Below are 26297 nucleotides of genomic sequence, written 5' to 3'. Positions count from 1 at the left end.
GCGACTCAGTGAGTGCGGGTAACTTTGCTCAGGTGACGCGGCTGGTCCGGGTCCATGCCCCGGGCAACCGCCAGGCCTGCAGCCATGACGTAAAAGCTTTGAATCGCCAGGATCGGGTCCAGGCTCGGGTGTTCGGCGCGGCTCAGGGTCAAGTCGCGTTCGGCGACATCGTCGGGCGCGGCCAGCAATACACGGGCGCCGCGCTGGCGCATGTCGGCGGCCAGGCTTAACAAGCCAGCCTGTTCGGCACCGCGTGGGGCGAACACCAGCAGCGGGTAGTTTTCGCCAATCAGGGCCATCGGCCCGTGGCGCACTTCGGCGCTGCTGAAGGCTTCGGCCTGGATCGCCGAGGTTTCCTTGAGCTTGAGCGCGGCTTCCTGGGCGATGCCGAAACCGGCGCCACGGCCGATCACGATCAGGCGTTGGCTGTCGCGCAAAGCCTCGATGGCAGCAGACCAGTCCTGCGTGGCGGCTTCACGCAAACCTTCGGGCAACGCCTGGCAGGCTTGCAGCAGCAACAGGTCCTGGTTCCAGTGGCCGATCAACTGCGCGCTGGCGCTGAGGGTGGCGATAAAGCTTTTGGTCGCGGCCACGCTGTGTTCCGGCCCGGCACACAGCGGCACGTGGAATTCACAGGCGGCTTCCAGCGGCGAGTCTTCGGCGTTGACCATAGAAATGCTCAGGGCCCCGCGTTTGCGCAGCAGGCGCAGGCTGTTGACCAGGTCCGGGCTTTGCCCCGACTGGGAGAAACCAAAGGCCACTTGGCCGCTGACCTTCAACGGCGCTTGCAACAAGGTCACCACCGACATCGGCAGCGACGCCACCGGAATGCCCACGTGCTGCATGGCGAGGTAAGCGAAGTAACTGGCGGCGTGGTCCGAGCTGCCTCGGGCGATGGTCATCGCTACTTGCGGCGGCTGGCGGCGCAGGCGGCCGGCGACTTCTTCCAGCATCGGGCCCAGGCGTTGCAGTTGCGCCGCGACGGCGTCAGAGGAGGCCAGGGCCTCTTCAAGCATTTTTGAAGTCAATGGTGTCTCCTTCGACCATTACGTCGGTGAGTGTCAGGGAGCGGTCCAGGCGCACGCAGTCGGCAAAACTGCCGGGTTGCAGGCGGCCGCGTTCTTCCAGGCCCAGGTAGTCCGCAGGAAATTGCGACAGGCGTTGTGAGGCTTCGCTGATCGGCAGGCCGATTTTCACCAGATTGCGCAGCGCCTGGTCCATGGTCAGCGTGCTGCCGGCCAGCGTGCCATCGGGCAGGCGCACACCGCCCAGGCATTTGGTCACGGTGTGGCTGCCCAGCTTGTATTCGCCGTCGGGCATGCCGGCGGCGGCGGTGGAATCGGTGACGCAATACAGGCACGGGATCGAGCGCAAGGCCACGCGCATGGCGCCGGGGTGTACGTGCAGCAAATCCGGAATCAATTCGGCGTACTTGGCGTGGGCCAGCGCGGCGCCGACGATGCCCGGTTCGCGGTGATGCAGCGGGCTCATGGCGTTGTACAAATGGGTGAAGCTGGTGGCGCCGGCAGCGAGGGCGGCCACGCCTTCTTCATAGCTGCCCAGGGTGTGGCCGATTTGCATGCGGATCCCGCGTTCGCTGAGGGCGCGGATCAGGCCGTCGTGGCCGGCAATTTCCGGGGCGATGGTGATCACGCGAATCGGCGCCAGACGCAGGTAGGCCTCCACCTCGGCCATCAGCGCGGTGTGGGCGAAGTTGGGCTGGGCGCCGAGTTTTCCCGGATTGATGTAGGGGCCTTCCAGGTGCACGCCGAGTACACGCGCGCTGGCGGCAGGACGTTTCTCGCAGAAGGTACCCAGCTCGCCGAGCACGCGGGAGATTTCGTCCACCGGCGCTGTCATGGTGGTGGCCAGCAGCGACGTAGTACCAAACCGCACGTGGGTGCGGGTGATGGTTTCGAACGCGGCGGTGCCTTCCATGATGTCTTTGCCGCCACCGCCGTGTACGTGCAGGTCGATAAAGCCTGGCAGCACGTAAGGCAGGTCGTTTTCAGCCGGGTCGCAAGGCACGCCTTCGATGGCAGTCACCTTGCCGTGCTCGTGCACCAGGCGGCCACGAACCCAGCCGCTGGGCGTGAGGATGTTGTCTTCGGACATGGGCAGTTCTCTAAATTCGCAGTTCAGCGGAATAGTCGTGGCGGCGCAGCTCTGCGACGAAGTCGTAGTAGTCGTTGCGGCAGTAGGTGTCGGTGATTTCAATCGGCGTGTTGTCGGCGGTGTAGCCCACGCGGGTCATCAGCAGCATGGCGGTGCCGGGGGCGATGCCGACCAGTGCGGCGAATTCGTCCGAGGCGTTGATGGCCTGCACATGTTGCAGGGCGCGGACGATGGGCTTGCCGATGCTTTCGAAGTATTCGTACAGCGAACTGCCCAGCGCCTGCGGCTGTGGCAATACCGACGCGGGGACGACGGTCATTTCAATCGCCATCACGGTGTCATCGGCTTTGCGCAAACGCTTCATGCGCGCCACTTTGTCGCTGGTCGACAGGCACAGGCGGATCAGTTCTTCGTGGGTTGGCGGGGTGATATCACGTTCCAGCCATTGGGAGCTGGGCACGAAGCCCTTGAGGCGCAGCATCTCGCTGAACCCGGAAAGGCGCGACAGCGGTTGCTCAAGGCGTGGCGTAATAAAGGTGCCGGAGCCCTGGCTGCGGCGGATCAGGCCTTGGGCAAACAACACTTCCAGCGCTTTGCGCGCGGTTACCCGTGAAATGCTCAGTTGTTCACTGAGTACACGCTCCGAGGGCAGCGCCTGTTCGGACGTCCACTGGCCGGCGTGGATCGCCGCTTCCAGTTTGCGCGCCAATTGCAGGTACAGCGGCGTGGATTGTTTGTCGTCGGGGCGCAGGCCCAGGATGGGGTTCATGTGTCGTTTTCCGATGCGTTATTGAAGTGTTGTCGCCCGGTATTGGCCGGAAATTAATACCACTTAAATACCATGTCAATGCAGCCAAAACCGTGCAAAACAACGTTTCAGGGCGCTGCGATGGGGCGTGCCATCAAGTGGTATTAGAGAGGTCTTTGTTGCGCGCAGAACAGCGCAGCCCGGTGCGGTGAACTGGTATTCACCGGCAGGCGCCGGGCAAGGCAGGAATTATTTTCGAATTATTTTACGAACGGTCGCGAATTACGGCCGGATCTCGATCATGGTGCCGTCTTTGACCAGGTTCCAGACTTCACGCATGTCCACATTGCGCATGCCGATGCAGCCGTCGGTCCAGTCCAGGGTGTGAAACCACTGCTCGGGGTATTCCTCGGAGTCGGGCGTACCGTGGATCATGATCATGCTGCCCGGTTTCACCCCTTCGCGGCGCGCGCGGGCAGCGTCGCTGATATTGGGGTAGGAGATGTGCATGGCCAGGTTGAAGCGGTCGCTGGTCTTGCGCCAGTCGATCCAGTAGAAGCCTTCCGGCGTGCGGCGGTCGCCCTCGACCAGCTTGGTGCCTTTGGGGTTGCGGCCCAGGGAAATGCGGTAGGTCTTGAGCGGCTTGCCGTCATTGATCAACTGCAATTGGTGGGCGGACTTGAGCACCAGAATTTTTTCGACAGGTTTGCCGCCGAGAATTTGCACCGTGGAGGCAGAAGAAAAGGCCGCGAATGACAGGCAGATCAGAGCGAGCAACAGACGCATTGACACATTTTCCCTTGGCGGCGATCGGCCGGTTTTTATTCGGTGGGTTTGCCCATGGGCGGTACAGCTTCGCTGCGCACCGGGAACGCTTGCTGGCGGCGGTCGGCGAAAAAGTATTCTAGAGTACGCCCGACCGTGCGGAAAGCCAGCTCGGACCAAGGGATGTCAGCTTCATCGAACAGCTTCACTTCGAGGCTTTCGGGGCCGGCGGCGAAGTCCAGGTCCACCAGCTCGGCGCGGTAGAAAATATGCACCTGGCTGATGTGCGGCACGTCGATCAAGGTATAGATGTTCAGGTTGCGCACGCGGGCGCAGGCTTCTTCCAGGGTTTCGCGGGCGGCGGCCTGTTCCACGGTTTCGCCGTTTTCCATAAAGCCTGCGGGCAGGGTCCAGTAGCCCAGGCGCGGCTCGATGGCGCGGCGGCACAGCAGCACTTTGTCGCCCCACACGGGCACGGTGCCGGCGACGATATTGGGGTTCTGGTAGTGGATGGTCGAGCAGTGGTCGCACACGTAGCGCAGGCGGCCGTCGCCTTCGGGAATGCGTTGGGTAACCGGTTTACCGCACTGGCTGCAGAAGTTCATGCTGGGGTTCCTGGAGAGTGGGCCTATCTTGGCGTGGCGGGCAGGGCCCTGCAAGTTGTCGTTTCGCGACATGCGCCGGGTTTTGGGGTTGGGCGCCCGCCAGCTTTGGTGCATGATGCAAGGTAGCCAACAGACCGAGATGACTCATGCTGGACGAGCTACTTCGCCGGGTAAGCAACCACACCCCCCACACGCTGGAAACCGACGGGCGTTTCCCCGAGGCCGCGGTGCTGGTGCCGATTACCCGCAGTGACGAACCCGAGCTGATCCTGACCCTGCGCGCCAGCGGCCTGTCGACCCACGGCGGCGAAGTGGCGTTCCCCGGCGGGCGCCGCGACCCTGAAGACCCCGACCTGATCTTCACGGCCCTGCGTGAGGCCGAAGAGGAAATCGGCCTGCCGCCCGGTCTGGTTGAAGTCATCGGCCCGTTGAGCCCGTTGATTTCGCTGCATGGCATTCGGGTCACGCCCTATGTCGGCGTGATTCCCGATTACGTCGAATACCTGGCGAACGATGCCGAGATAGCCGCCGTTTTCAGCGTGCCTCTGGACTTTTTCCGACAGGACCCGCGCGAACATACCCACAGAATCGATTACCAGGGCCGCAGTTGGTATGTGCCCAGTTACCGGTTCGGCGAATACAAGATCTGGGGGCTGACGGCGATCATGATCGTCGAGTTGATCAACCTGCTCTATGACGACGCCAAGATCAGCCTGCACCAGCCGCCCAAGAGCTTCATCAATATCTAAGCCATCGCTTGAATGGCCAGCCGTGAGGAAACACCATGAAATACCGCCTGGGCGACGCCCGCGTCGAGACGCATCCGAAAAGCTGGGTGGCGCCGAACGCCACACTGGTCGGCAAGGTCAAGCTGGAGGAGGGCGCCAACGTCTGGTTCAACGCGGTACTGCGTGGCGACAACGAACTGATCCTGATCGGCAAAAACAGCAACGTGCAGGACGGCAGCGTGATGCACACCGACATGGGCTTCCCGCTGACCCTGGGCACCGGCGTGACCATCGGCCATAACGCCATGCTGCACGGTTGCACGGTGGACGATTACAGCCTGATCGGCATCAACGCGGTGATCCTCAACGGCGCGAAAATCGGCAAGCATTGCATCATCGGCGCCAATTCGCTGATCGGTGAGGGTAAGGAAATTCCGGACGGTTCGCTGGTGATGGGCTCGCCGGGCAAGGTCGTGCGTGAGCTGACCGAGGCGCAGAAAAAAATGCTTGAGGCCAGCGCCGCGCACTATGTGCATAACGCGCAGCGCTACGCGCGTGATCTGGCTGAGCAGGAAGAATGAGCCCGATTGAACGCCCCGTCGCCTCGCCGTGTGTGAGCATTTGCGCGCTGGATGATGACGATATTTGTACTGGCTGCCAGCGCACCGTGGACGAGATCACGCGCTGGAGCCGCATGGACAACGCCGAGCGCCGGGTGGTGTTGGGGTTGTGCCATGAGCGGGCGAAGGCGAGCGGGTTGGTGTGGATGATGCCCGGGAAGTCGGCCAACTGATAGATCGCTATCGCAGGCAAGCCAGCTCCCACAGTTTTAATTGTGAATACCTTCAAATGTGGGAGCTGGCTTGCCTGCGATGAGGCCCTGCCAGACGACATCCCTGTAATTGTGTACCCTGTGCGGCATTACCCACAGGTCCATCCTCCATGCTCTTCCTGATCGCCTACATCAGCAGCGTCGTGCTGATCAATTTCGCCTTCTCCACCGCCCCGCACCTGGACGTCATCTGGTCCGCCTGGGGCGGCCTGGTCTTCATCCTGCGCGACATGGTGCAAACCCGTTTTGGCCATGGCGCAATCATCGCCATGCTGGCGGCGCTGGTGCTGTCCTACGTCACCTCCGACCCGGCCATCGCTCTTGCCAGCGCCACGGCGTTCGCGGTGTCCGAATGCATCGACTGGCTGGTGTTCAGCATCACCAAGCGCCCATTGCATGACCGCCTGTGGATCAGTTCGGCGCTGAGCATTCCCCTCGACACGTTTATCTTCTTCGGCCTGATCGGCGCGCTCACGCCTGCCGTGGCGGGCACCGCGCTGGTGTCCAAATTCGCCGGGGTCACGGTGGTGTGGTTGATCATGGCGTGGCGCCTGCGCAAACGGGCCGTCGCCAACTGAGGCCAATTTTTACAGTTCATGTAAAATGCCGGCCTTTCTCCCCATGATCCGCTCCCCTGAGGACCTGAGATGACCCGAATCGGAACTCCATTGTCGCCAACCGCGACCCGCGTTTTGCTGTGTGGCTGCGGTGAGCTGGGCAAGGAAGTGGTAATCGAACTGCAACGCCTGGGCGTTGAAGTGATTGCCGTGGATCGCTACGCCAACGCGCCGGCCATGCAGGTTGCGCACCGTAGCCATGTGATCAACATGCTCGACGGCGCCGCCCTGCGTGCCGTGATCGAAGCCGAGAAACCGCACTTCATCGTGCCGGAAATCGAAGCCATTGCTACCGCCACTCTGGTGGAACTGGAAGCCGAAGGCTTCACCGTGATTCCGACCGCGCGCGCCACGTCGCTGACCATGAACCGCGAAGGCATCCGCCGCCTGGCCGCCGAAGAGCTGGACCTGCCGACCTCGCCGTACCACTTCGCCGACACCTTCGAAGACTACAGCAAGGCCGTGCAGGACCTGGGCTTCCCGTGTGTGGTCAAGCCGGTGATGAGTTCGTCGGGCAAGGGCCAGAGCCTGCTGCGCAGCGCGGATGACGTGCAGAAAGCCTGGGACTACGCCCAGGAAGGCGGGCGTGCCGGTAAAGGCCGCGTGATCATCGAAGGTTTTATCGATTTCGACTACGAAATCACCCTGCTGACCGTGCGCCACATTGGCGGCACCACCTTCTGTGCGCCGGTGGGCCACCGTCAGGAGAAGGGCGACTATCAGGAGTCCTGGCAGCCGCAGGCCATGAGCCCGGTTGCGCTGGCTGAATCCGAGCGCGTTGCCAAAGCCGTGACCGAAGCCCTGGGCGGCCGTGGCCTGTTCGGCGTGGAGTTGTTCATCAAGGGTGACCAGGTGTGGTTCAGCGAAGTCTCGCCGCGCCCGCATGACACGGGTTTGGTGACCCTGATTTCTCAGGATTTGTCGCAGTTCGCGCTGCACGCCCGCGCCATTCTGGGCCTGCCGATTCCGTTGATCCGTCAGTTCGGGCCTTCGGCTTCAGCGGTGATTCTGGTGGAAGGGCAGTCGACCCAAACCGCATTCGCCAACCTCGGCGCAGCCTTGAGCGAGCCGGACACGGCGTTGCGTCTGTTTGGCAAACCGGAAGTGAACGGCCAGCGCCGCATGGGTGTGGCGTTGGCGCGGGATGAGTCGATTGAAGCGGCCCGAGCCAAGGCGACCCGTGCTTCGAAGGCTGTCGTCGTAGAGCTGTAACCACCCGCTGATCGTTCCCACGCTCCGCGTGGGAACGATCATCTATCAGGCGACCTTGTTCAAATCGTTATCCCGCGTTTCTTTCAGGCACAGCACAGCGATCAAACTGAGCACCGCTGCCGCCGACACATACCCGCCCACATAACTCAGCCCGCCCATCGCTACCAGCTTGGTCGCGAAGAACGGTGCCGCCGAAGCGCCCACAATCCCGCCCAGGTTATACGCCGCCGAAGCACCGGTATAACGCACACGGGTCGGAAACAGCTCCGGCAACATTGCGCCCATCGGGGCAAAGGTCACGCCCATCAGGAACAGCTCCAGGCTCAGGAACAGCGCAACCGCCCAGGTCGAACCGTGGGTCAGCAGTGGCTCCATGGTGAAGCCCGAAAGGATGGTAAGAATCGCACCCGCAATCAGCACCGGCTTGCGCCCGAAACGGTCACTGGCCCAGGCGGCAATCGGCGTTGCCAGGCCCATGAACAGCACGGCAAAGCACAGCAGGCCGAGGAAGGTTTCGCGGCTGTAGCCCAGGGTCGACACGCCGTAGCTCAGGGAAAACGCCGTGGTGATGTAGAACAGCGCGTAGCACACCACCATCGATGCGGCGCCCAGCAAAACCGGGGCCCAGTGTTGGCTGAACAGCTCAACCAGCGGCACCTTCACCGGCGCCTGTTTGGCCACGGCGTTGGCGAACACCGGCGTTTCATGCAGCTTCAAGCGTGCATACAGGCCGACCATCACCAACGCAGCGCTGAGGATGAACGGAATACGCCAGCCCCAGCTGCGGAACTGTTCATCGTTCAGGCTCATGGCCAGAATCAGGAACAAACCGTTGGCCGCCAGAAAGCCAATCGACGGGCCCAATTGCGGGAACATGCCGAACCACGCCCGTTTGCCCTTCGGTGCGTTCTCGGTGGCCAGCAACGCCGCGCCGCCCCATTCCCCGCCAAGGCCCAGGCCCTGGCCGAAACGCAGCACGCAGAGCAGGATCGGCGCCCAGGCCCCGATGCTGTCATAACCGGGCAGCAAGCCGATCAGCGTGGTGCACACGCCCATCAGCAGCAGCGAGGCGACCAGCGTGGATTTACGCCCGATGCGGTCACCAAAGTGGCCGAACAGCGCCGAGCCCAGTGGGCGGGCGATAAAGGCAATGCCGAAGGTCAGGAACGACGCCAGCATCTGCGCGGTGCCGGACGTCTGCGGGAAAAACACCGGGCCGATGACCAGCGCGGCGGCTGTGGCGTAAATGTAGAAGTCGTAGAACTCGATCGCGGTGCCGACGATGCTCGCGGTCGCGACCCGTGCGGTGGAGTTGCTCGGGGCGGCGGTGGCGGCCTCGTTATAGGTGGTGCTCATTGAGGTATCCCTGACGGTCATTGCACGTGTGGTCGCGGTTTTTTATTGGTCGAACACCCTGGGGTCGGGGTGTGCGCGGAGCGGCTCGGGATGGGAGCAAACGCCGGTCAGACATTAATGCGGTGCGCCGACGCGCTGGGTGCGGGTAGCACGCGGTCGGGCGGGGCTCTGGTAAGCCGTGGCGATTATAGGAAGGGGTTTGCGGATCCAACAAGTAGCTCAAGCGCTGCAAATCAAAATGTAGGAGCTGGCTTGCCTGCGATGGCACCACCTCAGTATCACTGATACACCGAGGTGCCTGCATCGCAGGCAAGCTAGCTCCCACACAAGCCAGCGCCTACGCAGGGGTCAGGCGGCGACAGGCACTCGGCTGGTGTGCCAGATCAGCACCTTGCTGACGCGGTTGTCTTCGGTCTCGAGGATTTCCAGGCGGTAGCGGCCGATTTTCAGGCACACGGCGCAGTCAGGAATGGTTTCCAGTGCTTCGGTGACCAGGCCGTTGAGGGTCTTGGGGCCGTCGCTGGGCAAGTGCCAGCCCAGGGTTTTGTTGAGCTCGCGGATCGAGGCGGCACCGTCAATGATGTAGCGCCCGTCGGGCTGGGCCTCGATGTGCGGGTTATCCACAGTCTGATCGCTTTCGAATTCGCCGACGATTTCTTCGAGGATGTCTTCCAAGGTGACGATGCCCAGCACTTCGCCGTACTCGTCCACCACCATGCCCAGGCGGCGCTGCTGCTTGTGGAAATTCAGCAATTGCAGCTGCAGGGGCGTGCTTTCCGGGACGAAATAGGGTTCGTGGCAGGCGGCGAGCAGGGCTTCTTTGGTCAGGCTGGCATCGGGCAGCAGGTGCTGGATCTGCCGGGTGTTGAGTACGGCCTGAACCTGATTGATATCACTGTGAAACACCGGCAGGCGTGTGCGCTGGGAAGTGCGCAGCTGCTCGATGATGTCTTCCACCGGGTCATCCAGGTTGATGCCGTCCACTTCGCTGCGCGGCACCAGGATGTCGTTCACCGTAATGTTGTCCAGGGCATGAATGCCGGGCATGCCGGGGGTGCGGCCTTCATTGGCTTCGGGCTCGGGCTCGTCGTCATGGTCGGGCTGGGGCTCGTCACTCTTCTTCACCACGCCGGATTTGCGCGCGAACGGGCGCAGCAGCAACAGGCTGATGCCGTTGAGCAGCCAGGCCAGCGGGTAGAGAATTTTCAGCGGCACGCCCAGCAGGGAGTTGCCGAAGCCCAGCACCGCTTGCGGGTAGCGAATGGCCAGGGTGCGCGGCAGGTAATCGGCCAGGATCAGCAAAATGGCGCAGGAGATCAGCCAGCCCAGCCATGGCCCATTCTGCGCCCAGGCGTAGATGGCCAGCAGTGTGCACAAAATAACCACGGCAGCGCGGCACAGGCTGTTGCACAGGATCAGGCTGTTGCGTGGAAAGCTCAGGCGGGCGGCGGCCTTGTCACCCTGACGTGTACCGGGGCGCAGGGCCAGCAAGTGTTGTTGCGCGGCTTCGATGGCGGTAAACAGCGCCGCCCACAAAACCAGCAAGGCGATTACCGCGAGCATCGGCCCAAGGGGCAAGTTGTCCATGATCGCTGCCCGTCAGATATGCAGGATGTATTCGCGAACCAGCTTGCTGCCGAAATAGGCCAGCATCAGCAGGCAGAAACCGGCCAGGGTCCAGCGGATCGCCTTGTGCCCGCGCCAGCCGAGGCGGTTACGCCCCCACAGCAACACGCTGAACACCACCCAGGCCAGGCACGCCAGCAGGGTTTTGTGCACCAGGTGCTGGGCGAACAGGTTTTCGACGAACAGCCAGCCGGAGATCAGCGACAGCGACAGGAGCGTCCAGCCGGCCCACAGGAAGCCGAACAGCAGGCTTTCCATGGTTTGCAGCGGCGGGAAGTTCTTGATCAGGCCGGACGGGTGCTTGTTTTTCAGCTGGTGGTCCTGCAGCAACAGGAGCAGCGCCTGGAATACCGCGATGGTGAACATGCCGTAGGCGAGGATCGACAGCAGAATGTGGGCGAGGATGCCCGGCTCCTCATCAATGACCTGTACGGTGCCGGTCGGTGCGAATTGCGCCAGCAGCACCGTCAGCATCCCCAGCGGGAACAGCAGTACCAGCAGGTTTTCGACGGGAATCCGGTAGCAGGCCAGCAGGGTCAGCGCGATGACAGCGGCGGCGATCAGGCTGGCGGCGCTGAAGAAATCCAGGCCCAGGCCGACCGGCGTCATCAAATGGGTAAACAGGCTCGCGGCATGGGCCAGCAGGGCCAGTACGCCAAGGCCGACCAGCAGGCGTTTGTCCGCCTTGGTGCCTTGGGCAAGACGAGTGCCTTGATAGAGGGTCGCAGCGGCATACAAAATGGCGGCGGCGAGGCTGGGTAGCAAACTGGGTGACAAGGGGACCATAAATCCTGATAGACAAGCCCGAAAGGCGCTGAGTTTGGCATACCCCTGCGTTCCACGAAAGACTCCCGGGCCAGACAGCGGGTGTGCACCGGCGCAGTCTTCGCTATAATCCGCGACCTGCCCACGCCACAGGCTCGCCGAGCGCTGTTTTTAACAGCGATTTACCACAGCCTGGGCCGCCATTACCTCGGTCTACCACTGCACTTCGCTGAATGGGGGCCTGAAAGGATCGCGCATGTTTGAAAACTTGACTGACCGTCTCTCGCAGACGCTGCGCCACGTAACCGGCAAGGCCAAGCTGACCGAGGACAATATTAAAGACACCCTGCGCGAAGTGCGCATGGCGCTGCTGGAAGCCGACGTGGCCTTGCCTGTGGTCAAGGATTTCGTCAACTCGGTCAAAGAGCGCGCGGTGGGCACCGAAGTGTCCCGCAGCCTCACTCCGGGCCAGGCGTTTGTGAAGGTCGTCCAGGCCGAACTCGAAAGCCTGATGGGGGCGGCCAACGAAGATTTGAACCTCAGCGCCGTGCCGCCGGCCGTCGTATTGATGGCCGGTCTGCAGGGCGCGGGTAAAACGACCACCGCCGGCAAGCTGGCGCGCTTCCTTAAAGAGCGCAAGAAAAAATCCGTGATGGTGGTATCGGCCGACGTGTACCGTCCAGCGGCCATCAAGCAGCTGGAAATGCTTGCAGGCGAAGTGGGCGTGACCTTCTTCCCGTCCGACCTGAGCCAGAAGCCGGTCGACATCGCCAATGCAGCCATTAAAGAAGCCAGGCTCAAGTTCATCGACGTGGTCATCGTCGATACCGCCGGTCGCCTGCACGTCGACGAAGAAATGATGGGCGAGATCAAGGCGCTGCATGCCGCGATCAACCCGGTCGAGACGTTGTTCGTGGTCGATGCCATGACCGGCCAGGACGCCGCCAACACTGCCAAGGCCTTTGGTGACGCACTGCCGCTGACTGGCGTGATCCTCACCAAGGTCGACGGCGACGCCCGTGGCGGTGCCGCGCTGTCGGTGCGGGCCATCACCGGCAAGCCGATCAAGTTCATCGGTATGGGCGAGAAGAGCGAAGCGCTCGAGCCGTTCCACCCTGAGCGTATTGCCTCGCGCATCCTTGGCATGGGCGACGTGCTCAGCCTGATCGAGCAGGCCGAAGCCACCCTCGACAAGGACAAGGCGGACAAACTCGCCAAGAAACTGAAGAAGGGCAAGGGCTTCGACCTCGAAGACTTCCGCGACCAGTTGCAACAAATGAAGAACATGGGCGGCCTCGGCGGCCTGATGGACAAGCTGCCGAACATCGGCGGTGTGAACCTGGCGCAAATGGGCAACGCCCAGGGCGCGGCAGAGAAGCAGTTCAAGCAGATGGAAGCCATCATCAACTCCATGACCCCGGCCGAGCGCCGCGACCCTGAGCTGATCAGCGGTTCGCGCAAACGCCGGATCGCCCTGGGGTCCGGCACCCAGGTGCAGGACATCGGTCGCTTGATCAAGCAGCACAAGCAGATGCAGAAGATGATGAAGAAATTCTCCGCCAAAGGCGGTATGGCCAAGATGATGCGCGGCATGGGTGGGATGTTGCCCGGCGGCGGCATGCCCAAAATGTAAAGAATTCGAGCGGGGGCCTCGCTCCTGCTCCGACCCACAGGGATGTGGGATCTCCAGCAAACCCGCCATCTGGCGGGCGCTGACTCGCCGTTTTAACCGACGGCTCTATGGCAGATCTGAGTGGCACGCCTATAGGCGCCAGAAAAAGACATTTGCAAAAGTCCGGATATTCCTTAGAATATGCGGCCTTTCGGGCACCTATGCCCGCTGTGCATTTAGATTTGCAGCACCGACTACAGGAACGATGTTCACATGCTAACAATCCGTCTTGCCCTTGGCGGCTCCAAAAAGCGCCCGTTTTACCACTTGACCGTAACTGACAGCCGCAACCCGCGTGACGGCTCTCACAAGGAACAAGTTGGCTTCTACAACCCGATCGCTCGTGGTCAAGAAGTCCGCCTGTCCGTGAACCAAGAGCGCGTAGCCTACTGGCTGAGCGTTGGTGCACAGCCTTCTGAGCGTGTTGCCAAGTTGTTGAAGGACTCGGCTAAGGCCGCAGCCTGAGCAATATGAACGCGACGCCAGCTGTTGCTGATGATTTGATCGTTATCGGCAAGATTTACTCGGTTCATGGCGTTCGCGGCGAAGTGAAGGTGTATTCCTTTACTGATCCGACTGAAAACCTGTTGCAGTACAAAACCTGGACGCTCAAGCGCGAAGGCAGCGTGAAACAGGTCGAGCTGGTCAGTGGACGCGGGAGCGACAAGTTCCTGGTCGCAAAGCTCAAGGGTCTTGATGATCGTGAAGAAGCTCGTCTTCTGGCTGGTTATGAGATCTGCGTGCCGCGAGACCTGTTCCCTGAATTGACCGACGGCGAGTACTACTGGTACCAGCTGGAAGGTCTGAAGGTTATTGATGGACTGGGGCAATTGCTCGGGAAAATCGATCATCTTCTGGAAACCGGCGCCAATGATGTAATGGTGGTCAAGCCTTGCGCTGGCAGCCTGGATGATCGCGAACGCTTGTTGCCCTATACGGAGCAATGCGTGTTGGCCGTCGACCTGGCGGCGGGCGAGATGAAGGTGGAATGGGACGCGGACTTCTAAGCGTGGCTAATTTGCGCATTGAAGTGATCAGTTTGTTTCCCGAGATGTTTTCCGCCATCAGCGAGTACGGCATCACCAGTCGGGCGGTGAAACAGGGGCTGTTGCAGCTCACCTGTTGGAACCCGCGAGACTACACGACGGATCGACATCACACTGTGGACGATCGCCCATTTGGCGGTGGCCCGGGCATGGTGATGAAGATCAAGCCCCTGGAAGATGCGTTGGTTCAGGCCAAGGCCGCCGCCGGGGAGAAGGCGAAGGTAATTTACCTGTCCCCTCAAGGCCGTCAGCTGAAACAGGCTGGGGTCCGCGAACTGGCGAATGAGGAAGCATTAATCCTGATTGCCGGTCGCTATGAAGGCATTGACGAGCGGTTTATTGAAGCTCATGTCGATGAAGAGTGGTCGATTGGGGACTATGTCCTGTCTGGCGGTGAGCTGCCGGCGATGGTCCTGATAGATGCGGTTACACGACTGCTGCCTGGAGCTTTAGGGCATGTGGACTCCGCGGAGGAAGATTCCTTCACGGATGGTTTGCTGGATTGCCCGCACTACACCCGACCGGAGGTGTATGCGGATCAGCGTGTTCCCGACGTATTGCTAAGTGGCAATCACGCACACATCCGGCGTTGGCGTTTACAGCAGTCCCTTGGTCGGACCTATGAACGACGCGCCGATCTTCTGGAAAGCCGCTCGCTTTCTGGAGAAGAGAAGAAGCTGCTCGAGGAATACATCCTCGCGCGGGACGATAGTTAACAACGTATCGATGGTAGGTCCATTGACTTACCTTAGGAGCACAGCATGACTAACAAAATCATCCTTGCACTCGAAGCAGAGCAGATGACCAAAGAGATCCCTACCTTTGCCCCGGGCGACACCATTGTCGTTCAGGTGAAAGTGAAGGAAGGCGACCGTTCGCGTCTGCAAGCGTTCGAAGGCGTGGTAATCGCCAAGCGTAACCGTGGTGTGAACAGTGCTTTCACTGTTCGTAAAATCTCCAACGGTGTTGGCGTAGAGCGTACTTTCCAGACCTACAGCCCGCAAATCGACAGCATGGCCGTCAAGCGTCGCGGTGACGTACGTAAAGCCAAGCTGTACTACCTGCGTGACCTGTCCGGTAAAGCAGCTCGCATCAAGGAAAAACTGGCTTAAGTCCAGCTTCCCGATGCAGAAAAAAGCAGCCTACGGGCTGCTTTTTTGTGCCTGAAATTTGTCCACTTCCGGTATTTGTTTATGACCACCCGCCTTGAAGAAATCCAGCGCCGCACTGACTTGTCTGTTACCCACGTGACCAAGGCTGTGTTCCCGCCGACCACCAACCACCACAACACGCTGTTCGGTGGTACTGCGTTGGCCTGGATGGATGAAGTCTCGTTTATCACCGCCACACGTTTTTGCCGCCTGCCGTTGGTGACGGTGTCGACTGACCGTATCGACTTCAACCATGCGATCCCGGCCGGTTCGATCGTTGAGCTCATCGGCCGTGTGATCAAGGTCGGCAACACCAGCCTCAAGGTGGAAGTGGAAGTGTTCGTCGAGAGCATGGGCGCCGATGGTCGGGAGAAGGCGATCCAGGGTGTGTTCAGCTTCGTGGCCATTGATGCTGACAAGCGTCCGGTACCGGTGCTGCCAGGGTTTGTTGACTGATCCAAAACCGAGTTGCGGCCGTCGCAGGCAAGCCAGCTCCCACATGGGATCGACAACAATCCAGTGTGGGAGCCGGCTTGCCTGCGATAGGATCTACCCGTCATTAAAGTAACCAGCCTGAGCCCCCATGCCCGCCATTGACCACCCCTTGATCGACCGCTTCCTCGACGCCCTCTGGCTGGAAAAAGGCCTGTCAGACAACACCCGCCAGGCCTACCGCAGCGACCTGGCGCTGTTCAACGGCTGGCTACAGGAAAAAAACCTCGAACTGGCCAATGCCGGCCGCGAGCTGATCCTTGATCATCTGGCCTGGCGCCTGGAGCACAACTACAAACCGCGCTCCACGGCGCGCTTTCTTTCGGGCGCACGTGGCTTTTATCGCTACTTGCTACGGGAAAAACTGATTGCTGTAGACCCCACCCTGCAAGTCGATATGCCGCAACTCGGCAGGCCGCTACCCAAATCCCTGTCGGAAGCCGACGTCGACGCCTTGCTCGCCGCTCCCGACCTGAGCGAAGCCATCGGTCAGCGTGATCGCGCCATGCTCGAGGTGTTGTACGCCTGCGGTCTGCGCGTGACTGAACTGATCAGCCTGACGCTCGAACAGGTCAACCTGCGCCAGGGCGTGTTGCGCGTGATGGGCAAGGGCAGCAAGGAGCGGCTGGTGCCGATGGGGGAAGAAGCGATTGTGTGGGTGGAGCGCTACATGCGTGATGCCCGTAGTGAACTGCTCGGCGGGCGGCCCAGCGATGTTTTGTTTCCCAGCCTGCGTGGCGAGCAGATGACGCGCCAGACCTTCTGGCACCGCATCAAGCACCAGGCCAGGGTTGCCGGGATCGGCAAGGCACTGTCGCCCCACACGTTGCGCCATGCGTTTGCCACCCATTTGCTCAACCATGGTGCGGATTTGCGTGTGGTCCAGATGCTGCTGGGCCACAGCGATTTATCCACCACCCAGATCTATACCCACGTCGCGCGTGCCCGCTTGCAGGACATGCACGCCAAGCATCATCCGCGAGGCTGAAAACATTCGGTAAAAAGCCAATTTATCCCGCTGCGGGCTGCCGTTGCGCCCAACTGTGGTAGGCTTTGCCGGTTAGCAAAGGGGACGGTCAACCTTGTGTTTACAGCGCCGCGTTTCCAGGCGGTGTTCCTTCCCGTCCCTGCATCTGCCTTCAGGAGTTCCCATGCGCTTGACCCAGATTATTGCCGCCGCAGCCATTGCGTTGGTTTCCACCTTTGCCTTCGCCGATGACGCCGCCGAGCAGACCATCCGCAAGAGCCTGGCCAGCCTGCAACTCGATACCCCGATCGAGAGCATCGGCGCAAGCCCCATGGCCGGCCTGTATGAAGTCAAGCTCAAGGGCAGCCGCGTGCTGTACGCCAGTGCCGACGGCCAGTACATCGTTCAGGGTTACCTGTTCCAGTTGAAAGACGGCAAGCCGGTCAACCTGACCGAAAAAGCCGAGCGCCTGGGCGTGTCGAAGCTGATCAACGGCATCCCGGTAGCTGAAACCGTGGTGTATCCGGCCATCGGCGAAACCAAGACCCATATCACTGTGTTCACCGACACCACCTGCCCGTATTGCCACAAGCTGCACGCCGAAGTGCCTGCGCTGAACAAGATGGGTGTGGAAGTGCGCTACGTAGCTTTCCCGCGTCAGGGCCTGGGCTCGCCGGGTGACGAGCAACTGCAAGCCGTTTGGTGCTCGGCCGACAAGAAAGCCGCCATGGACAAGATGGTCGATGGCAAGGAAATCAAGGCGGCCAAATGTGCCAATCCGGTTTCCAAGCAGTTTGCGCTGGGCCAGTCAATCGGTGTGAACGGTACACCGGCCATCGTTTTGGCGGATGGTCAGGTAATTCCGGGCTACCAGCCGGCCCCACAAGTTGCCAAACTGGCGTTAAGTGCCAAATAAACCAGCATCGTCGAACCTTTGACGATCATGGCCCGTTGATCAGTCAGCGGGTCATTAATTGAAAGCCGCAGTTGTGCGGCTGTTTTCCACGGCCGACCTCGCGTCGGCCGTTTCATGGGGAGTTCTTCAGTGAAACCGGTCAAAGTAGGCATCTGTGGGTTAGGGACCGTCGGTGGCGGCACCTTTAACGTACTTCAGCGTAATGCTGAGGAAATTTCCCGCCGTGCAGGTCGCGGGATTGAAGTGGCGCAAATTGCCACGCGTTCGCCAAAGCCTCAGTTCCAAACGACCGGTATTGCGATTACCAACGATGTATTCGACGTCGCGACCAACCCTGAAATCGATATCGTCATCGAGCTGGTCGGCGGCTACACCGTGGCCCGTGAGCTGGTACTCAAGGCCATCGAGAACGGCAAACACGTCGTCACCGCCAACAAGGCGCTGATCGCCGTGCACGGCAATGAAATTTTCGCCAGGGCCCGCGAAAAGGGCGTGATCGTAGCGTTCGAAGCTGCTGTAGCCGGTGGTATCCCGGTGATCAAGGCGATCCGTGAAGGCCTGTCTGCCAACCGCATCAACTGGGTCGCCGGCATCATCAATGGCACTGGTAACTTCATCCTCACCGAAATGCGCGAGAAGGGCCGTACCTTCGAAGACGTGCTGGCCGAAGCACAGGCCCTGGGCTACGCCGAAGCCGACCCGACCTTCGACGTGGAAGGCATCGACGCCGCCCACAAGCTGACCATCCTGGCGTCCATCGCTTTCGGTATCCCGCTGCAGTTCGACAAGGCCTACACCGAAGGCATCACCCAGCTGACCACTGCCGACGTGAACTACGCCGAAGCCTTGGGTTACCGCATCAAGCACCTGGGCGTGGCGCGCAGCACACCGGCCGGTATCGAGCTGCGAGTGCACCCGACGCTGATCCCGGCCGACCGCCTGATCGCCAATGTCAATGGCGTGATGAACGCGGTAATGGTCAACGGTGACGCTGCCGGTTCGACCCTGTTCTATGGCGCCGGTGCCGGCATGGAGCCGACCGCATCTTCCGTGATCGCCGACCTGGTGGACGTGGTTCGCGCCATGACCAGCGACCCGGAAAACCGTGTGCCGCACCTGGCCTTCCAGCCGGATTCGCTGTCGGCCCACCCGATCCTGCCGATCGAAGCCTGCGAAAGTGCCTACTACCTGCGCATTCAGGCCCAGGACCACCCGGGCGTGTTGGCCCAGGTGGCCAGCATCCTGTCGGAGCGTGGCATCAACATCGAATCGATCATGCAGAAGGAAGTCGAGGAGCAAAACGGCCAGGTGCCGATGATCCTGCTGACCCACCGCGTGCGCGAGCAGCACATCAACGACGCCATCGCCGCCCTGGAAGCCCTGCAAGGCGTGGTCGGCCCGGTGGTGCGGATCCGTGTCGAACACCTGAACTAATGGTTTTGCTGCAAGGGCCCCGCAGGTTCGGCGGCCCTTGTTCGAAAATGCTCTAGAGGAGCCAGTCATGCGTTACATCAGCACCCGCGGCCAGGCACCGGCCCTGAATTTCGAAGACGTCCTGCTGGCAGGCCTTGCCACTGACGGCGGCCTGTACGTGCCGGAAAACCTGCCACGCTTCACCCAGGAGGAAATCGCGTCCTGGGCCGGCCTGCCGTACCACGAGCTGGCCTTCCGCGTGATGCGCCCGTTTGTCACCGGCAGCATTCCGGATGCGGATTTCAAAAAGATTCTGGAAGAGACCTATGGCGTGTTTTCCCACAACGCCATCGCGCCACTGCGCCAGCTGAACGGCAATGAGTGGGTACTGGAGCTGTTCCACGGCCCGACCCTGGCGTTCAAGGATTTCGCCCTGCAACTGCTGGGTCGCCTGCTTGATTACGTGCTGGAAAAGCGCGGCGAGCGCGTGGTGATCATCGGTGCCACCTCGGGTGACACCGGCTCCGCGGCCATCGAAGGTTGCAAGCACTGCGAAAACGTCGACATCTTCATCCTGCACCCGCACAAGCGCGTGTCGGAAGTGCAGCGTCGCCAGATGACCACCATCTTTGGCGAGAACATTCACAACATCGCCATCGAAGGCAACTTCGATGACTGCCAGGAAATGGTCAAGAACAGCTTTGCTGACCAGAGCTTCCTGAAGGGCACGCGCCTGGTGGCGGTGAACTCGATCAACTGGGCGCGGATCATGGCCCAGATCGTCTACTACTTCCACGCCTCCCTGCAGCTGGGCGGCCCGTCGCGTTCGGTGTCGTTCTCGGTGCCCACCGGCAACTTCGGCGACATTTTTGCCGGTTACCTGGCGCGAAACATGGGCTTGCCGATCAACCAGTTGATCGTTGCTACCAACCGTAATGACATCCTGCACCGCTTCATGAGCGGCAATCAGTACGTCAAGGAAACCCTGCACGCCACGCTGTCGCCGTCGATGGATATCATGGTGTCGTCGAACTTCGAACGCCTGCTGTTCGACATGCACGGTCGCAATGGCGCGGCGATTGCCGGCTTGATGGACACCTTCAGGAGCGGCGGCGGTTTCAGCGTGGATGAAGAGCGCTGGACCGAAACCCGCAAGCTGTTCGATTCCCTGGCCGTGGACGACGCGCAGACCTGCGAAACCATCGCCGAGGTCTATGCCCAGACCGGCGAGTTGCTTGACCCGCACACCGCTATCGGCGTGAAGGCCGCGCGCGAATGCCGTCGCAGCCTGGACATTCCGATGGTCATTCTCGGCACCGCCCACCCGGTCAAATTCCCGGAAGCGGTAGAAAAGGCCGGTGTGGGCAAGGCGCTGGAGCTGCCGGTGCATTTGGCGGATCTGTTCGAGCGTGAAGAGCGTTGCACCGTATTGGCCAATGACCTCAAGGCAGTGCAGGCGTTTGTGAGCCAGCATGGCAACCGGGGCAAGCCGTTGTAAGGCAACCCGCGTCGACAAAAACGCCGCTTTCCCTTCCTTGGGTCAGCGGCGTTTTTTTTGGCAGGCCCGGTCGAGCGTTACGAGAATAGTTTTTGTGCAACCACTATTACGGTGCCCACCGCCGCGTAGAAACCAGTGGCTATACCCACGGGGTACCAGAACGTCTCACAGGTAATTTTCAGAGACTCTTTGTTGAGTTTGTTTTGCTCTGCATTCATACGTGCTATTTCAGCAAAAATCCGTGAAACCTCCGCGTGCATTCTGTCTGTCGACGTCTGCTGTTCATTTTGTTCTGCCATCGTATTCATCCTTCGCAATAAGGGCCTTTTGACATGCGCTTTCTCTCTACTTAACAGCGCCCACCGAGTATAGGTTTCACCTTCAGCCTCAGCCCTCGGCCAACCCCAAAACAGCCGCCCATTGCGTAAGCAGGTATGTGCGCCGTTTTTTCGTTGTCATGTTGCAAGTGCATGCTGGAACCCGTCACCCCCTGACGGCCCCATAAAGACGATAAAGCGAACTTTCCTACGTCACAAACAGTCACTTAGGATAGATGCAGCTCCCGTTGAAACGATTGTTCCCGAACTATTGAGTGGTGATCGAGATGGAAAGTATCAGCCTATTGCTCGAAGAAGCACTGAGCCCTTATCAGGTTACGCTGACCACCTCCGGTGTGCAGGGCGAGTGCCTGGTGACCGTGAAGAACCCTGCTGGCGCCATTGTCGTCGAACGTGAGGTTGACCGGGCGCAACTGACGGACAAGCGCGTGCTGGTGGATGTCGTGGATTGCCTGCTGCGCGATATTAAAATCGCCGAAGGGCGCCTGGAACCTTCTGTCATCGCGGCCCTGCGCAATGCCGCCCAGACTCGCGGCGACGCCCGCGCATGAAGAAAAGTTTATTTGAGGAAACTTCCTACAGCATGGCCGGTCAGATTTTTTAACGGCAAGAGCAAACATTGTGCTCCGGTGTTTGTGGCTTGTTGTACTGGTCTTTGTAGGCCACGTTTAACCCCGAAGTGTCTCCCCACTCTTCGGGGTTTCTTTTTGCCTGAAATTTGCCCGTGATTGCTCAGGGTTCCGGTGCCTCCTGGAAAAAACTCGGGTTATCCCTGAGGTAGCGCTCGCGCACCGCCGGGTCCAGCCATGCAGCGTAGGATTGTTGAACCTGTTCCGGTGGTATCTCACGCAACGCCTGATTAATGCGCTGTATGGCCTGGCGACCTGCGGGTGTGTCCGAGCAACCCACGTGGGTGTGCTGGTAAGGCGCGGCGCCTTTGATGGGGTAGAACATCAGGTCCTGGGCAGCAATGCCCTGTTGCATGGCGTGATAGCGGATTTCCGGCGGGTAGCCCAACACCGCTTCCAGCCGACCCAGACGCTGCATCTGCAACAGGCTGCCAAGCGCATCATTACCGTAATGCAGCGCTACCGTCTGCGGCGCCGCGCGTTTGATCTGTTCGTCAATCAGTGGGCCGTAACTGCGCTCGGCGGTGGCGCCGATCCGGGGCCGATGAGCGTCGAGAAAGGCTTGCAGGTCGAACTGGCCTTCGGCAATAAACGAGGCCATGGCTTCCTGCTGGCTGCGTCGCAGGGTCACCCCATTGCTGACCACCACGAACGCTTCGGCGGAAAACACGATGTACTGCGCACGTTCGGGCGTCCACAGCAGCGAAGGATCGCAGGTAAGAGCGTCCCCCCGCAGCATTTGAATGCCACGGGCGCGATTGACGTGCATCACCTGGTGGCGGTACTCCGGCAGGCGCTGGCTGAGTATCGGCAACAGTTGATCCAGCGCCCCCTGGCCTTTTTGCGGGCCGTCGAAGATGGTCAGCGGCGGCAAGTCGCGCAGAAGCCAGGTCAGTGTGTCGGCGGCGCTGGCCGGGAGTGACCCGGCAGCGGTCATCGCGGCGCCCAGGCAAAGTCGAATCAGCCAGCGTTGGGCACGGCGTACCATCAAATCGCGCCATCCTCGCGCAATCGGGTGATGGCAGCGGTGTCGTAACCCAAGCCACTGAGCACATTGCTGTTATGTTCACCCAGTTGCGGCCCGACCCATTCGCAGCTGCCGGGCGTGTCCGACAATTTGGGCACGATGCCTGGCATCTTGAAGTCCTTGCCGCCCGGCAGTTGGGCTTTGAGGAACATCTCCCGCGCCAGAAATTGCGGGTCGCCCAGCATGTCTTCGGCGCTGTAGATGCGGCTGGCGGGCACTTCGGCTTTGTTCAGAACCTCGACCACCTGCTCCAGCGGCAGCGAGTTAACCCAGCGGTCGATCACGCCGTACAGCTCATCGCGGCGGTTGTCACGCCCATCATTGCTGGCCAATTGTGGATCGCTGGCCAAATCCTCACGCCCGATGGCCGACATGAAACGCTTGAAGATTGCATCGCCATTCGCGCCGATCTGCACGTGTTTGCCGTCGGCACTGGTATGGATCGAAGAGGGCGTGATGCCGGGCATGATGTTGCCGGTACGCTCGCGGATGAAACCGAACACGTCGAATTCCGGGATCATGCTTTCCATCATCGCGAAAATGGCTTCGTACAGTGCTACGTCCACCACCTGGCCAAGCCCGCCGTTGACCTCACGATGACGCAGCGCCATCAGCGCACCGATCACGGCCCACAAGGCGGCAATCGAGTCACCGATGGAAATCCCGGTGCGCACCGGCGGACGGTCCTCAAAACCGGTGATGTAGCGCAAGCCGCCCATGGACTCACCGACGGCACCAAAACCTGGCTGGTCCTTCATCGGCCCGGTCTGGCCAAAGCCCGAAAGACGCACCATCACCAGCCTTGGGTTCAACGCGTGCAAGGTTTCCCAGCTCAGGCCGAGTTTTTCCAGCACGCCGGGGCGAAAGTTCTCGATCAGAATGTCGGCGTCCGCCAACAGTTGTTTGAGAATCGCCAGGCCGTCCGGGTGTTTAAGGTTCAGGGTCAGCGACTTTTTGTTGCGCGCCTGCACGAACCACCACAGCGAGGTGCCTTCATACAGCTTGCGCCATTTGCGCAAGGGGTCGCCGCCGTCCGGGGATTCGACCTTGACCACCTCGGCGCCGAATTCGGCACAGATGCGTGACGCAAACGGGCCGGCGATCAGGGTGCCCAGTTCGATGACTTTCAGGCCGGCAAGTGGTTTGGCATTAAACGACATGAGGATCCTTAGCGAGCGGGGGCGGTGGTTGTGATGCCTTTTAACATAGGCGAGTGGCCCAGGGATAAGGATGATGCAGCGCAGTATTCGTTGAATGACCCCGCCATCGGTTAGACTGGCCGCCTTTCCCAGTCTCTAGAAGCCCGTTCATGGCCCAGCCGTCCACGACCTACAAATTCGAACTCAACCTCACCGACCTCGACCGTTCGGTGTACGAGAGCGTTAAACAGACCATCGCCCGCCACCCTTCGGAAACCGAAGAGCGCATGACCGTACGCCTGTTGGCCTACGCCCTTTGGTACAACGAGCAGCTGTCGTTCGGCCGTGGCCTGTCAGATGTAGACGAACCCGCCCTGTGGGAAAAAAGCCTGGATGACCGGGTTTTGCACTGGATCGAAGTCGGCCAGCCTGACGCCGACCGCCTGACCTGGTGCTCGCGTCGCACGGAGCGCACCAGCCTGCTGGCCTACGGCAGCCTGCGTGTGTGGGAAGGCAAGGTGGTGCCGGTGGCCAATAACCTGAAAAACGTGCACATCGCTGCGGTACCGCAGGAAGTTTTGGAGACGTTGGCCAAGGACATGCCTCGCGTGATCAAGTGGGATGTGATGATCAGTGAAGGCACGATGTTCGTGACCGATGATCGCGGCCAGCACGAAGTGCAACTGCAGTGGCTGGCTGGCGAGCGCGGCTGAACCTGACTGAGCAGGTTTATGTGGGAGCTGGCTTGCCTGCGATAGCGGTGTATCAGCAGCAGATGCTCCAACTGACCCACCGCTATCGCAGGCAAGCCAGCTCCCACAGTTCATCTGTGTTGTATTCAGAATTGCTGTTTAACCGTCCCACCAGAAGAGAAGCTTTCGTCACCCCATGCGTATCGATCCCCGCCCGTTGCCCGATGTCCTGCCGTTTCTCGGTGAATTGCCGCCGCTGTTGACTCGCCTCTATGCTGCACGCGGGGTGCAGTCCGAAGCCGAGCTGGACAAAAGCCTGGCGCGCCTGATTCCTTATCAACAGCTCAAGGGCATCGACGCGGCGGTGGATTTGCTGGTGACGGCCCTGGAAAAACGCCAGCGCATTCTGATTGTGGGCGACTTCGATGCTGATGGCGCCACGGCCAGCGCTGTGGGCACTCTGGGCCTGCGTTTGCTCGGTGCGGCCCACGTCGATTACCTGGTGCCGAACCGCTTCGAGTACGGCTACGGCCTGACCCCGGAAATCGTCGCCGTGGCCCTGCAGCGCGAGCCGCAGTTGCTGATCACCGTGGACAACGGCATCTCCAGCGTCGAAGGCGTGGCGGCGGCGAAAGCGGCTGGCTTGCAGGTGCTGGTCACCGACCACCACTTGCCGGGTGACGCGTTGCCGGCGGCTGACGCCATCGTCAACCCGAACCAGCCGGGCTGTGAATTCCCGAGCAAGGCCCTGGCCGGTGTCGGCGTAATCTTTTATGTGCTGATGGCCCTGCGCGCGCGCTTGCGCAGCCTCGGCTGGTACGACAACACGCCGCAGCCGAACATCGGTGAGTTGCTCGACCTCGTTGCCTTGGGCAGCGTTGCCGACGTGGTGCCGCTGGACGCCAACAACCGCATCCTCGTGCACCAGGGGCTGGAGCGTATTCGCGCCGGGCGTGCGCGGCCGGGGATCAAGGCGATTCTTGAAGTGGCCAAGCGCGATGCGTCGCGTATTACCTCCACCGACCTGGGTTTTATTCTCGGGCCTCGGCTCAATGCCGCCGGGCGCCTGGATGACATGAGCCTGGGCATCGAATGCCTGCTCACCAGCGACGTCGCTGCCGCGCGGGAAATGGCGGCGCAACTGGACGGCATGAACCAGGACCGCAAATCCATTGAGCAAGGCATGCAGCGCGAGGCGCTGGCCCAGCTCAAGGATTTGCCGGTGGAGTCGATGCCCTACGGTTTGTGCCTGTTCGACCCGGAATGGCACCAGGGCGTGATCGGCATTCTGGCGTCGCGCATGAAAGAGCGTTACTTCCGCCCGACCATCGCCTTCGCCGACGCCGGTGATGGCCTGCTCAAGGGCTCAGGGCGCTCTGTGCAAGGTTTTCACATCCGTGATGCCCTGGCAGTGGTTGCCAGCCAGCATCCCAACCTGATCGCCAAATACGGCGGCCACGCCATGGCGGCCGGTCTGACGTTGCCCGAGGAAAATTTCCCACTCTTCGCCGAAGCCTTTGATGCCGAGGTGCGCAGGCAATTGCGTGAGGAAGACCTCACTGGGCGGTTGCTGTCCGATGGCACGCTGGCGGTGGAAGAGTTTCACCTGGAACTGGCGCGTGCGCTGCGACACGCCGGGCCGTGGGGGCAGCACTTTCCCGAGCCGTTGTTTCATGGCGTGTTTCAGCTGGTGGAGCAGCGCGTAGTGGGCGAGCGTCACCTGAAAGTGGTGCTCAAGAGCGAATGCGGCTCCGTGAAGCTCGATGGCATTGCGTTTGGCGTGGATCGCGATGTATGGCCGAATCCGACCGTGAAGTGGGTGGAGTTGGCCTACAAGCTGGATGTGAACGAGTTTCGTGGCAACGAAACCGTGCAGTTGATGATTGCGCACATCGAACCGCGCTAGATCTCAACAACACCACAAAACAAATGTGGGAGCTGGCTTGCC

29 protein-coding genes are annotated in these 26297 nt (G+C 60.9%); 18 read left to right on the top strand and 11 right to left on the bottom strand.

Features of this window, described 5'->3' with window-relative positions; genetic code table 11:
• Window positions 1-5 precede the first annotated feature (5 nt).
• From ATI14_RS01000 to ATI14_RS00980, 5 genes are all read right to left on the bottom strand, one after another.
• A complete protein-coding gene (locus ATI14_RS01000; protein ID WP_016971949.1) occupies window positions 6-1016 on the bottom strand; it encodes an SIS domain-containing protein in 1011 nt (336 codons plus the stop codon).
• The gene (gene nagA, locus ATI14_RS00995; RefSeq protein ID WP_016971948.1) at window positions 1009-2115 is read right to left on the bottom strand and encodes an N-acetylglucosamine-6-phosphate deacetylase; all 1107 of its coding nucleotides are present in this window, start codon (window positions 2113-2115) and stop codon (window positions 1009-1011) included. Before nagA ends, ATI14_RS01000 begins: the two co-directional genes overlap by 8 nt.
• A gap of 10 nt (window positions 2116-2125) precedes the next feature.
• Complete coding sequence (locus tag ATI14_RS00990; RefSeq protein ID WP_016971947.1) at window positions 2126-2884, bottom strand: GntR family transcriptional regulator; 759 nt, start codon at window positions 2882-2884, stop codon at window positions 2126-2128.
• Window positions 2885-3145: 261 nt separating this feature from the next.
• Window positions 3146-3649, bottom strand: a complete 504-nt coding sequence (locus ATI14_RS00985; RefSeq protein ID WP_016971946.1) for a L,D-transpeptidase family protein — start codon at window positions 3647-3649, stop codon at window positions 3146-3148.
• A gap of 35 nt (window positions 3650-3684) precedes the next feature.
• Entirely contained in the window at window positions 3685-4233 is a 549-nt protein-coding gene (locus tag ATI14_RS00980) for an NUDIX hydrolase (protein WP_016971945.1), read from the bottom strand.
• Between the two features lie 146 nt (window positions 4234-4379).
• Here ATI14_RS00980 and ATI14_RS00975 point away from each other — a divergent pair, with 146 nt between their 5' ends.
• From ATI14_RS00975 to purT, 5 genes are all read left to right on the top strand, one after another.
• Window positions 4380-4982, top strand: a complete 603-nt coding sequence (locus ATI14_RS00975) for a CoA pyrophosphatase (protein ID WP_016971944.1) — start codon at window positions 4380-4382, stop codon at window positions 4980-4982.
• A gap of 35 nt (window positions 4983-5017) precedes the next feature.
• Complete coding sequence (locus tag ATI14_RS00970) at window positions 5018-5542, top strand: gamma carbonic anhydrase family protein (protein WP_016971943.1); 525 nt, start codon at window positions 5018-5020, stop codon at window positions 5540-5542.
• Window positions 5539-5754: a DUF1289 domain-containing protein gene (locus ATI14_RS00965; protein WP_017255206.1), complete on the top strand. Its 216-nt coding sequence runs from the start codon at window positions 5539-5541 to the stop codon at window positions 5752-5754. The genes ATI14_RS00970 and ATI14_RS00965 overlap by 4 nt, the downstream gene beginning before the upstream one ends.
• 149 nt (window positions 5755-5903) lie before the next feature.
• The gene (locus tag ATI14_RS00960; RefSeq protein WP_016971941.1) at window positions 5904-6371 is read left to right on the top strand and encodes a VUT family protein; all 468 of its coding nucleotides are present in this window, start codon (window positions 5904-5906) and stop codon (window positions 6369-6371) included.
• A gap of 69 nt (window positions 6372-6440) precedes the next feature.
• Window positions 6441-7622 (top strand): formate-dependent phosphoribosylglycinamide formyltransferase, encoded by a 1182-nt coding sequence (gene purT / locus ATI14_RS00955; RefSeq protein ID WP_016971940.1) that lies wholly within the window; start codon window positions 6441-6443, stop codon window positions 7620-7622.
• 45 nt (window positions 7623-7667) lie between these two features.
• Here the strand turns inward: purT and ATI14_RS00950 are convergent, their stop codons facing one another.
• The 3 genes from ATI14_RS00950 to ATI14_RS00935 all read right to left on the bottom strand — a co-directional run bounded on the left by ATI14_RS00950 (window position 7668) and on the right by ATI14_RS00935 (window position 11390).
• Window positions 7668-8978, bottom strand: coding sequence for an MFS transporter (locus tag ATI14_RS00950; RefSeq protein WP_016971939.1), 1311 nt, complete (start codon window positions 8976-8978; stop codon window positions 7668-7670).
• A 348-nt stretch (window positions 8979-9326) separates the two neighbouring features.
• Window positions 9327-10565, bottom strand: coding sequence for a transporter associated domain-containing protein (locus ATI14_RS00940; RefSeq protein ID WP_016971938.1), 1239 nt, complete (start codon window positions 10563-10565; stop codon window positions 9327-9329).
• Window positions 10566-10577: 12 nt separating this feature from the next.
• Entirely contained in the window at window positions 10578-11390 is an 813-nt protein-coding gene (locus tag ATI14_RS00935; RefSeq protein WP_016971937.1) for a cytochrome C assembly family protein, read from the bottom strand.
• 235 nt (window positions 11391-11625) lie between these two features.
• On the opposite strand from ATI14_RS00935, the gene ffh reads away from it, so the two are divergent.
• From ffh to thrC, 10 genes are all read left to right on the top strand, one after another.
• Complete coding sequence (ffh, locus tag ATI14_RS00930) at window positions 11626-13002, top strand: signal recognition particle protein (protein ID WP_016971936.1); 1377 nt, start codon at window positions 11626-11628, stop codon at window positions 13000-13002.
• A gap of 252 nt (window positions 13003-13254) precedes the next feature.
• A complete protein-coding gene (gene rpsP, locus ATI14_RS00925) occupies window positions 13255-13506 on the top strand; it encodes a 30S ribosomal protein S16 (RefSeq protein ID WP_016971935.1) in 252 nt (83 codons plus the stop codon).
• 5 nt (window positions 13507-13511) lie between these two features.
• On the top strand, window positions 13512-14048 hold the full coding sequence (rimM, locus tag ATI14_RS00920; protein WP_016971934.1) for a ribosome maturation factor RimM: 537 nt from the start codon (window positions 13512-13514) through the stop codon (window positions 14046-14048).
• Window positions 14030-14803, top strand: coding sequence for a tRNA (guanosine(37)-N1)-methyltransferase TrmD (gene trmD / locus ATI14_RS00915; RefSeq protein ID WP_016971933.1), 774 nt, complete (start codon window positions 14030-14032; stop codon window positions 14801-14803). Before rimM ends, trmD begins: the two co-directional genes overlap by 19 nt.
• A gap of 45 nt (window positions 14804-14848) precedes the next feature.
• On the top strand, window positions 14849-15199 hold the full coding sequence (gene rplS / locus ATI14_RS00910) for a 50S ribosomal protein L19 (RefSeq protein ID WP_003175895.1): 351 nt from the start codon (window positions 14849-14851) through the stop codon (window positions 15197-15199).
• Between the two features lie 81 nt (window positions 15200-15280).
• A complete protein-coding gene (locus ATI14_RS00905) occupies window positions 15281-15694 on the top strand; it encodes an acyl-CoA thioesterase (RefSeq protein WP_016971932.1) in 414 nt (137 codons plus the stop codon).
• A gap of 127 nt (window positions 15695-15821) precedes the next feature.
• Window positions 15822-16718, top strand: a complete 897-nt coding sequence (gene xerD, locus ATI14_RS00900; RefSeq protein WP_016971931.1) for a site-specific tyrosine recombinase XerD — start codon at window positions 15822-15824, stop codon at window positions 16716-16718.
• 163 nt (window positions 16719-16881) lie between these two features.
• Window positions 16882-17613, top strand: a complete 732-nt coding sequence (locus tag ATI14_RS00895; RefSeq protein WP_016971930.1) for a thioredoxin fold domain-containing protein — start codon at window positions 16882-16884, stop codon at window positions 17611-17613.
• A 129-nt stretch (window positions 17614-17742) separates the two neighbouring features.
• Window positions 17743-19047, top strand: a complete 1305-nt coding sequence (locus ATI14_RS00890; RefSeq protein ID WP_080520108.1) for a homoserine dehydrogenase — start codon at window positions 17743-17745, stop codon at window positions 19045-19047.
• A 67-nt stretch (window positions 19048-19114) separates the two neighbouring features.
• Window positions 19115-20524 carry a threonine synthase gene (gene thrC, locus ATI14_RS00885; protein WP_016971928.1) on the top strand — a complete coding sequence of 470 codons (1410 nt, stop codon included), beginning with the start codon at window positions 19115-19117 and terminating at the stop codon, window positions 20522-20524.
• 77 nt (window positions 20525-20601) lie between these two features.
• Here thrC and ATI14_RS00880 read toward each other — a convergent pair whose 3' ends face one another.
• Window positions 20602-20823: a hypothetical protein gene (locus ATI14_RS00880; protein WP_016971927.1), complete on the bottom strand. Its 222-nt coding sequence runs from the start codon at window positions 20821-20823 to the stop codon at window positions 20602-20604.
• A gap of 305 nt (window positions 20824-21128) precedes the next feature.
• On the opposite strand from ATI14_RS00880, the gene ATI14_RS00875 reads away from it, so the two are divergent.
• A complete protein-coding gene (locus tag ATI14_RS00875) occupies window positions 21129-21413 on the top strand; it encodes a DUF3509 domain-containing protein (RefSeq protein WP_031319984.1) in 285 nt (94 codons plus the stop codon).
• Between the two features lie 181 nt (window positions 21414-21594).
• On the opposite strand, the gene ATI14_RS00870 is transcribed toward ATI14_RS00875, so the two are convergent.
• Both ATI14_RS00870 and ATI14_RS00865 read right to left on the bottom strand, forming a co-directional pair.
• The gene (locus ATI14_RS00870) at window positions 21595-22479 is read right to left on the bottom strand and encodes a TIGR02285 family protein (protein ID WP_016971925.1); all 885 of its coding nucleotides are present in this window, start codon (window positions 22477-22479) and stop codon (window positions 21595-21597) included.
• Entirely contained in the window at window positions 22479-23678 is a 1200-nt protein-coding gene (locus tag ATI14_RS00865) for a CaiB/BaiF CoA transferase family protein (protein ID WP_016971924.1), read from the bottom strand. Before ATI14_RS00865 ends, ATI14_RS00870 begins: the two co-directional genes overlap by 1 nt.
• Window positions 23679-23827: 149 nt before the next feature.
• Between ATI14_RS00865 and ATI14_RS00860 the strand changes: the two genes are divergently transcribed.
• A complete protein-coding gene (locus ATI14_RS00860; protein WP_016971923.1) occupies window positions 23828-24370 on the top strand; it encodes a YaeQ family protein in 543 nt (180 codons plus the stop codon).
• A gap of 175 nt (window positions 24371-24545) precedes the next feature.
• Window positions 24546-26255, top strand: coding sequence for a single-stranded-DNA-specific exonuclease RecJ (gene recJ / locus ATI14_RS00855; protein WP_016971922.1), 1710 nt, complete (start codon window positions 24546-24548; stop codon window positions 26253-26255).
• Window positions 26256-26297: the final 42 nt, after the last annotated feature.

Source organism: Pseudomonas tolaasii NCPPB 2192 (assembly GCF_002813445.1).
Taxonomy (GTDB): domain Bacteria; phylum Pseudomonadota; class Gammaproteobacteria; order Pseudomonadales; family Pseudomonadaceae; genus Aquipseudomonas; species Aquipseudomonas tolaasii.
The sequence above is the reverse complement of the archived record's forward strand: the minus strand, read 5'-3'. Positions and strand labels throughout refer to the sequence as shown.

Coding starts and splice junctions, on each gene's coding strand:
- ATI14_RS01000 (WP_016971949.1), bottom strand. CDS start 1,016: ATGCTTGAAGAGGCCCTGGCCTCCTCTGACGCCGTCGCGGCGCAACTG.
- nagA (WP_016971948.1), bottom strand. CDS start 2,115: ATGTCCGAAGACAACATCCTCACGCCCAGCGGCTGGGTTCGTGGCCGC.
- ATI14_RS00990 (WP_016971947.1), bottom strand. CDS start 2,884: ATGAACCCCATCCTGGGCCTGCGCCCCGACGACAAACAATCCACGCCG.
- ATI14_RS00985 (WP_016971946.1), bottom strand. CDS start 3,649: ATGCGTCTGTTGCTCGCTCTGATCTGCCTGTCATTCGCGGCCTTTTCT.
- ATI14_RS00980 (WP_016971945.1), bottom strand. CDS start 4,233: ATGAACTTCTGCAGCCAGTGCGGTAAACCGGTTACCCAACGCATTCCC.
- ATI14_RS00975 (WP_016971944.1), top strand. CDS start 4,380: ATGCTGGACGAGCTACTTCGCCGGGTAAGCAACCACACCCCCCACACG.
- ATI14_RS00970 (WP_016971943.1), top strand. CDS start 5,018: ATGAAATACCGCCTGGGCGACGCCCGCGTCGAGACGCATCCGAAAAGC.
- ATI14_RS00965 (WP_017255206.1), top strand. CDS start 5,539: ATGAGCCCGATTGAACGCCCCGTCGCCTCGCCGTGTGTGAGCATTTGC.
- ATI14_RS00960 (WP_016971941.1), top strand. CDS start 5,904: ATGCTCTTCCTGATCGCCTACATCAGCAGCGTCGTGCTGATCAATTTC.
- purT (WP_016971940.1), top strand. CDS start 6,441: ATGACCCGAATCGGAACTCCATTGTCGCCAACCGCGACCCGCGTTTTG.
- ATI14_RS00950 (WP_016971939.1), bottom strand. CDS start 8,978: ATGAGCACCACCTATAACGAGGCCGCCACCGCCGCCCCGAGCAACTCC.
- ATI14_RS00940 (WP_016971938.1), bottom strand. CDS start 10,565: ATGGACAACTTGCCCCTTGGGCCGATGCTCGCGGTAATCGCCTTGCTG.
- ATI14_RS00935 (WP_016971937.1), bottom strand. CDS start 11,390: ATGGTCCCCTTGTCACCCAGTTTGCTACCCAGCCTCGCCGCCGCCATT.
- ffh (WP_016971936.1), top strand. CDS start 11,626: ATGTTTGAAAACTTGACTGACCGTCTCTCGCAGACGCTGCGCCACGTA.
- rpsP (WP_016971935.1), top strand. CDS start 13,255: ATGCTAACAATCCGTCTTGCCCTTGGCGGCTCCAAAAAGCGCCCGTTT.
- rimM (WP_016971934.1), top strand. CDS start 13,512: ATGAACGCGACGCCAGCTGTTGCTGATGATTTGATCGTTATCGGCAAG.
- trmD (WP_016971933.1), top strand. CDS start 14,030: ATGGGACGCGGACTTCTAAGCGTGGCTAATTTGCGCATTGAAGTGATC.
- rplS (WP_003175895.1), top strand. CDS start 14,849: ATGACTAACAAAATCATCCTTGCACTCGAAGCAGAGCAGATGACCAAA.
- ATI14_RS00905 (WP_016971932.1), top strand. CDS start 15,281: ATGACCACCCGCCTTGAAGAAATCCAGCGCCGCACTGACTTGTCTGTT.
- xerD (WP_016971931.1), top strand. CDS start 15,822: ATGCCCGCCATTGACCACCCCTTGATCGACCGCTTCCTCGACGCCCTC.
- ATI14_RS00895 (WP_016971930.1), top strand. CDS start 16,882: ATGCGCTTGACCCAGATTATTGCCGCCGCAGCCATTGCGTTGGTTTCC.
- thrC (WP_016971928.1), top strand. CDS start 19,115: ATGCGTTACATCAGCACCCGCGGCCAGGCACCGGCCCTGAATTTCGAA.
- ATI14_RS00880 (WP_016971927.1), bottom strand. CDS start 20,823: ATGGCAGAACAAAATGAACAGCAGACGTCGACAGACAGAATGCACGCG.
- ATI14_RS00875 (WP_031319984.1), top strand. CDS start 21,129: ATGGAAAGTATCAGCCTATTGCTCGAAGAAGCACTGAGCCCTTATCAG.
- ATI14_RS00870 (WP_016971925.1), bottom strand. CDS start 22,479: ATGGTACGCCGTGCCCAACGCTGGCTGATTCGACTTTGCCTGGGCGCC.
- ATI14_RS00865 (WP_016971924.1), bottom strand. CDS start 23,678: ATGTCGTTTAATGCCAAACCACTTGCCGGCCTGAAAGTCATCGAACTG.
- ATI14_RS00860 (WP_016971923.1), top strand. CDS start 23,828: ATGGCCCAGCCGTCCACGACCTACAAATTCGAACTCAACCTCACCGAC.
- recJ (WP_016971922.1), top strand. CDS start 24,546: ATGCGTATCGATCCCCGCCCGTTGCCCGATGTCCTGCCGTTTCTCGGT.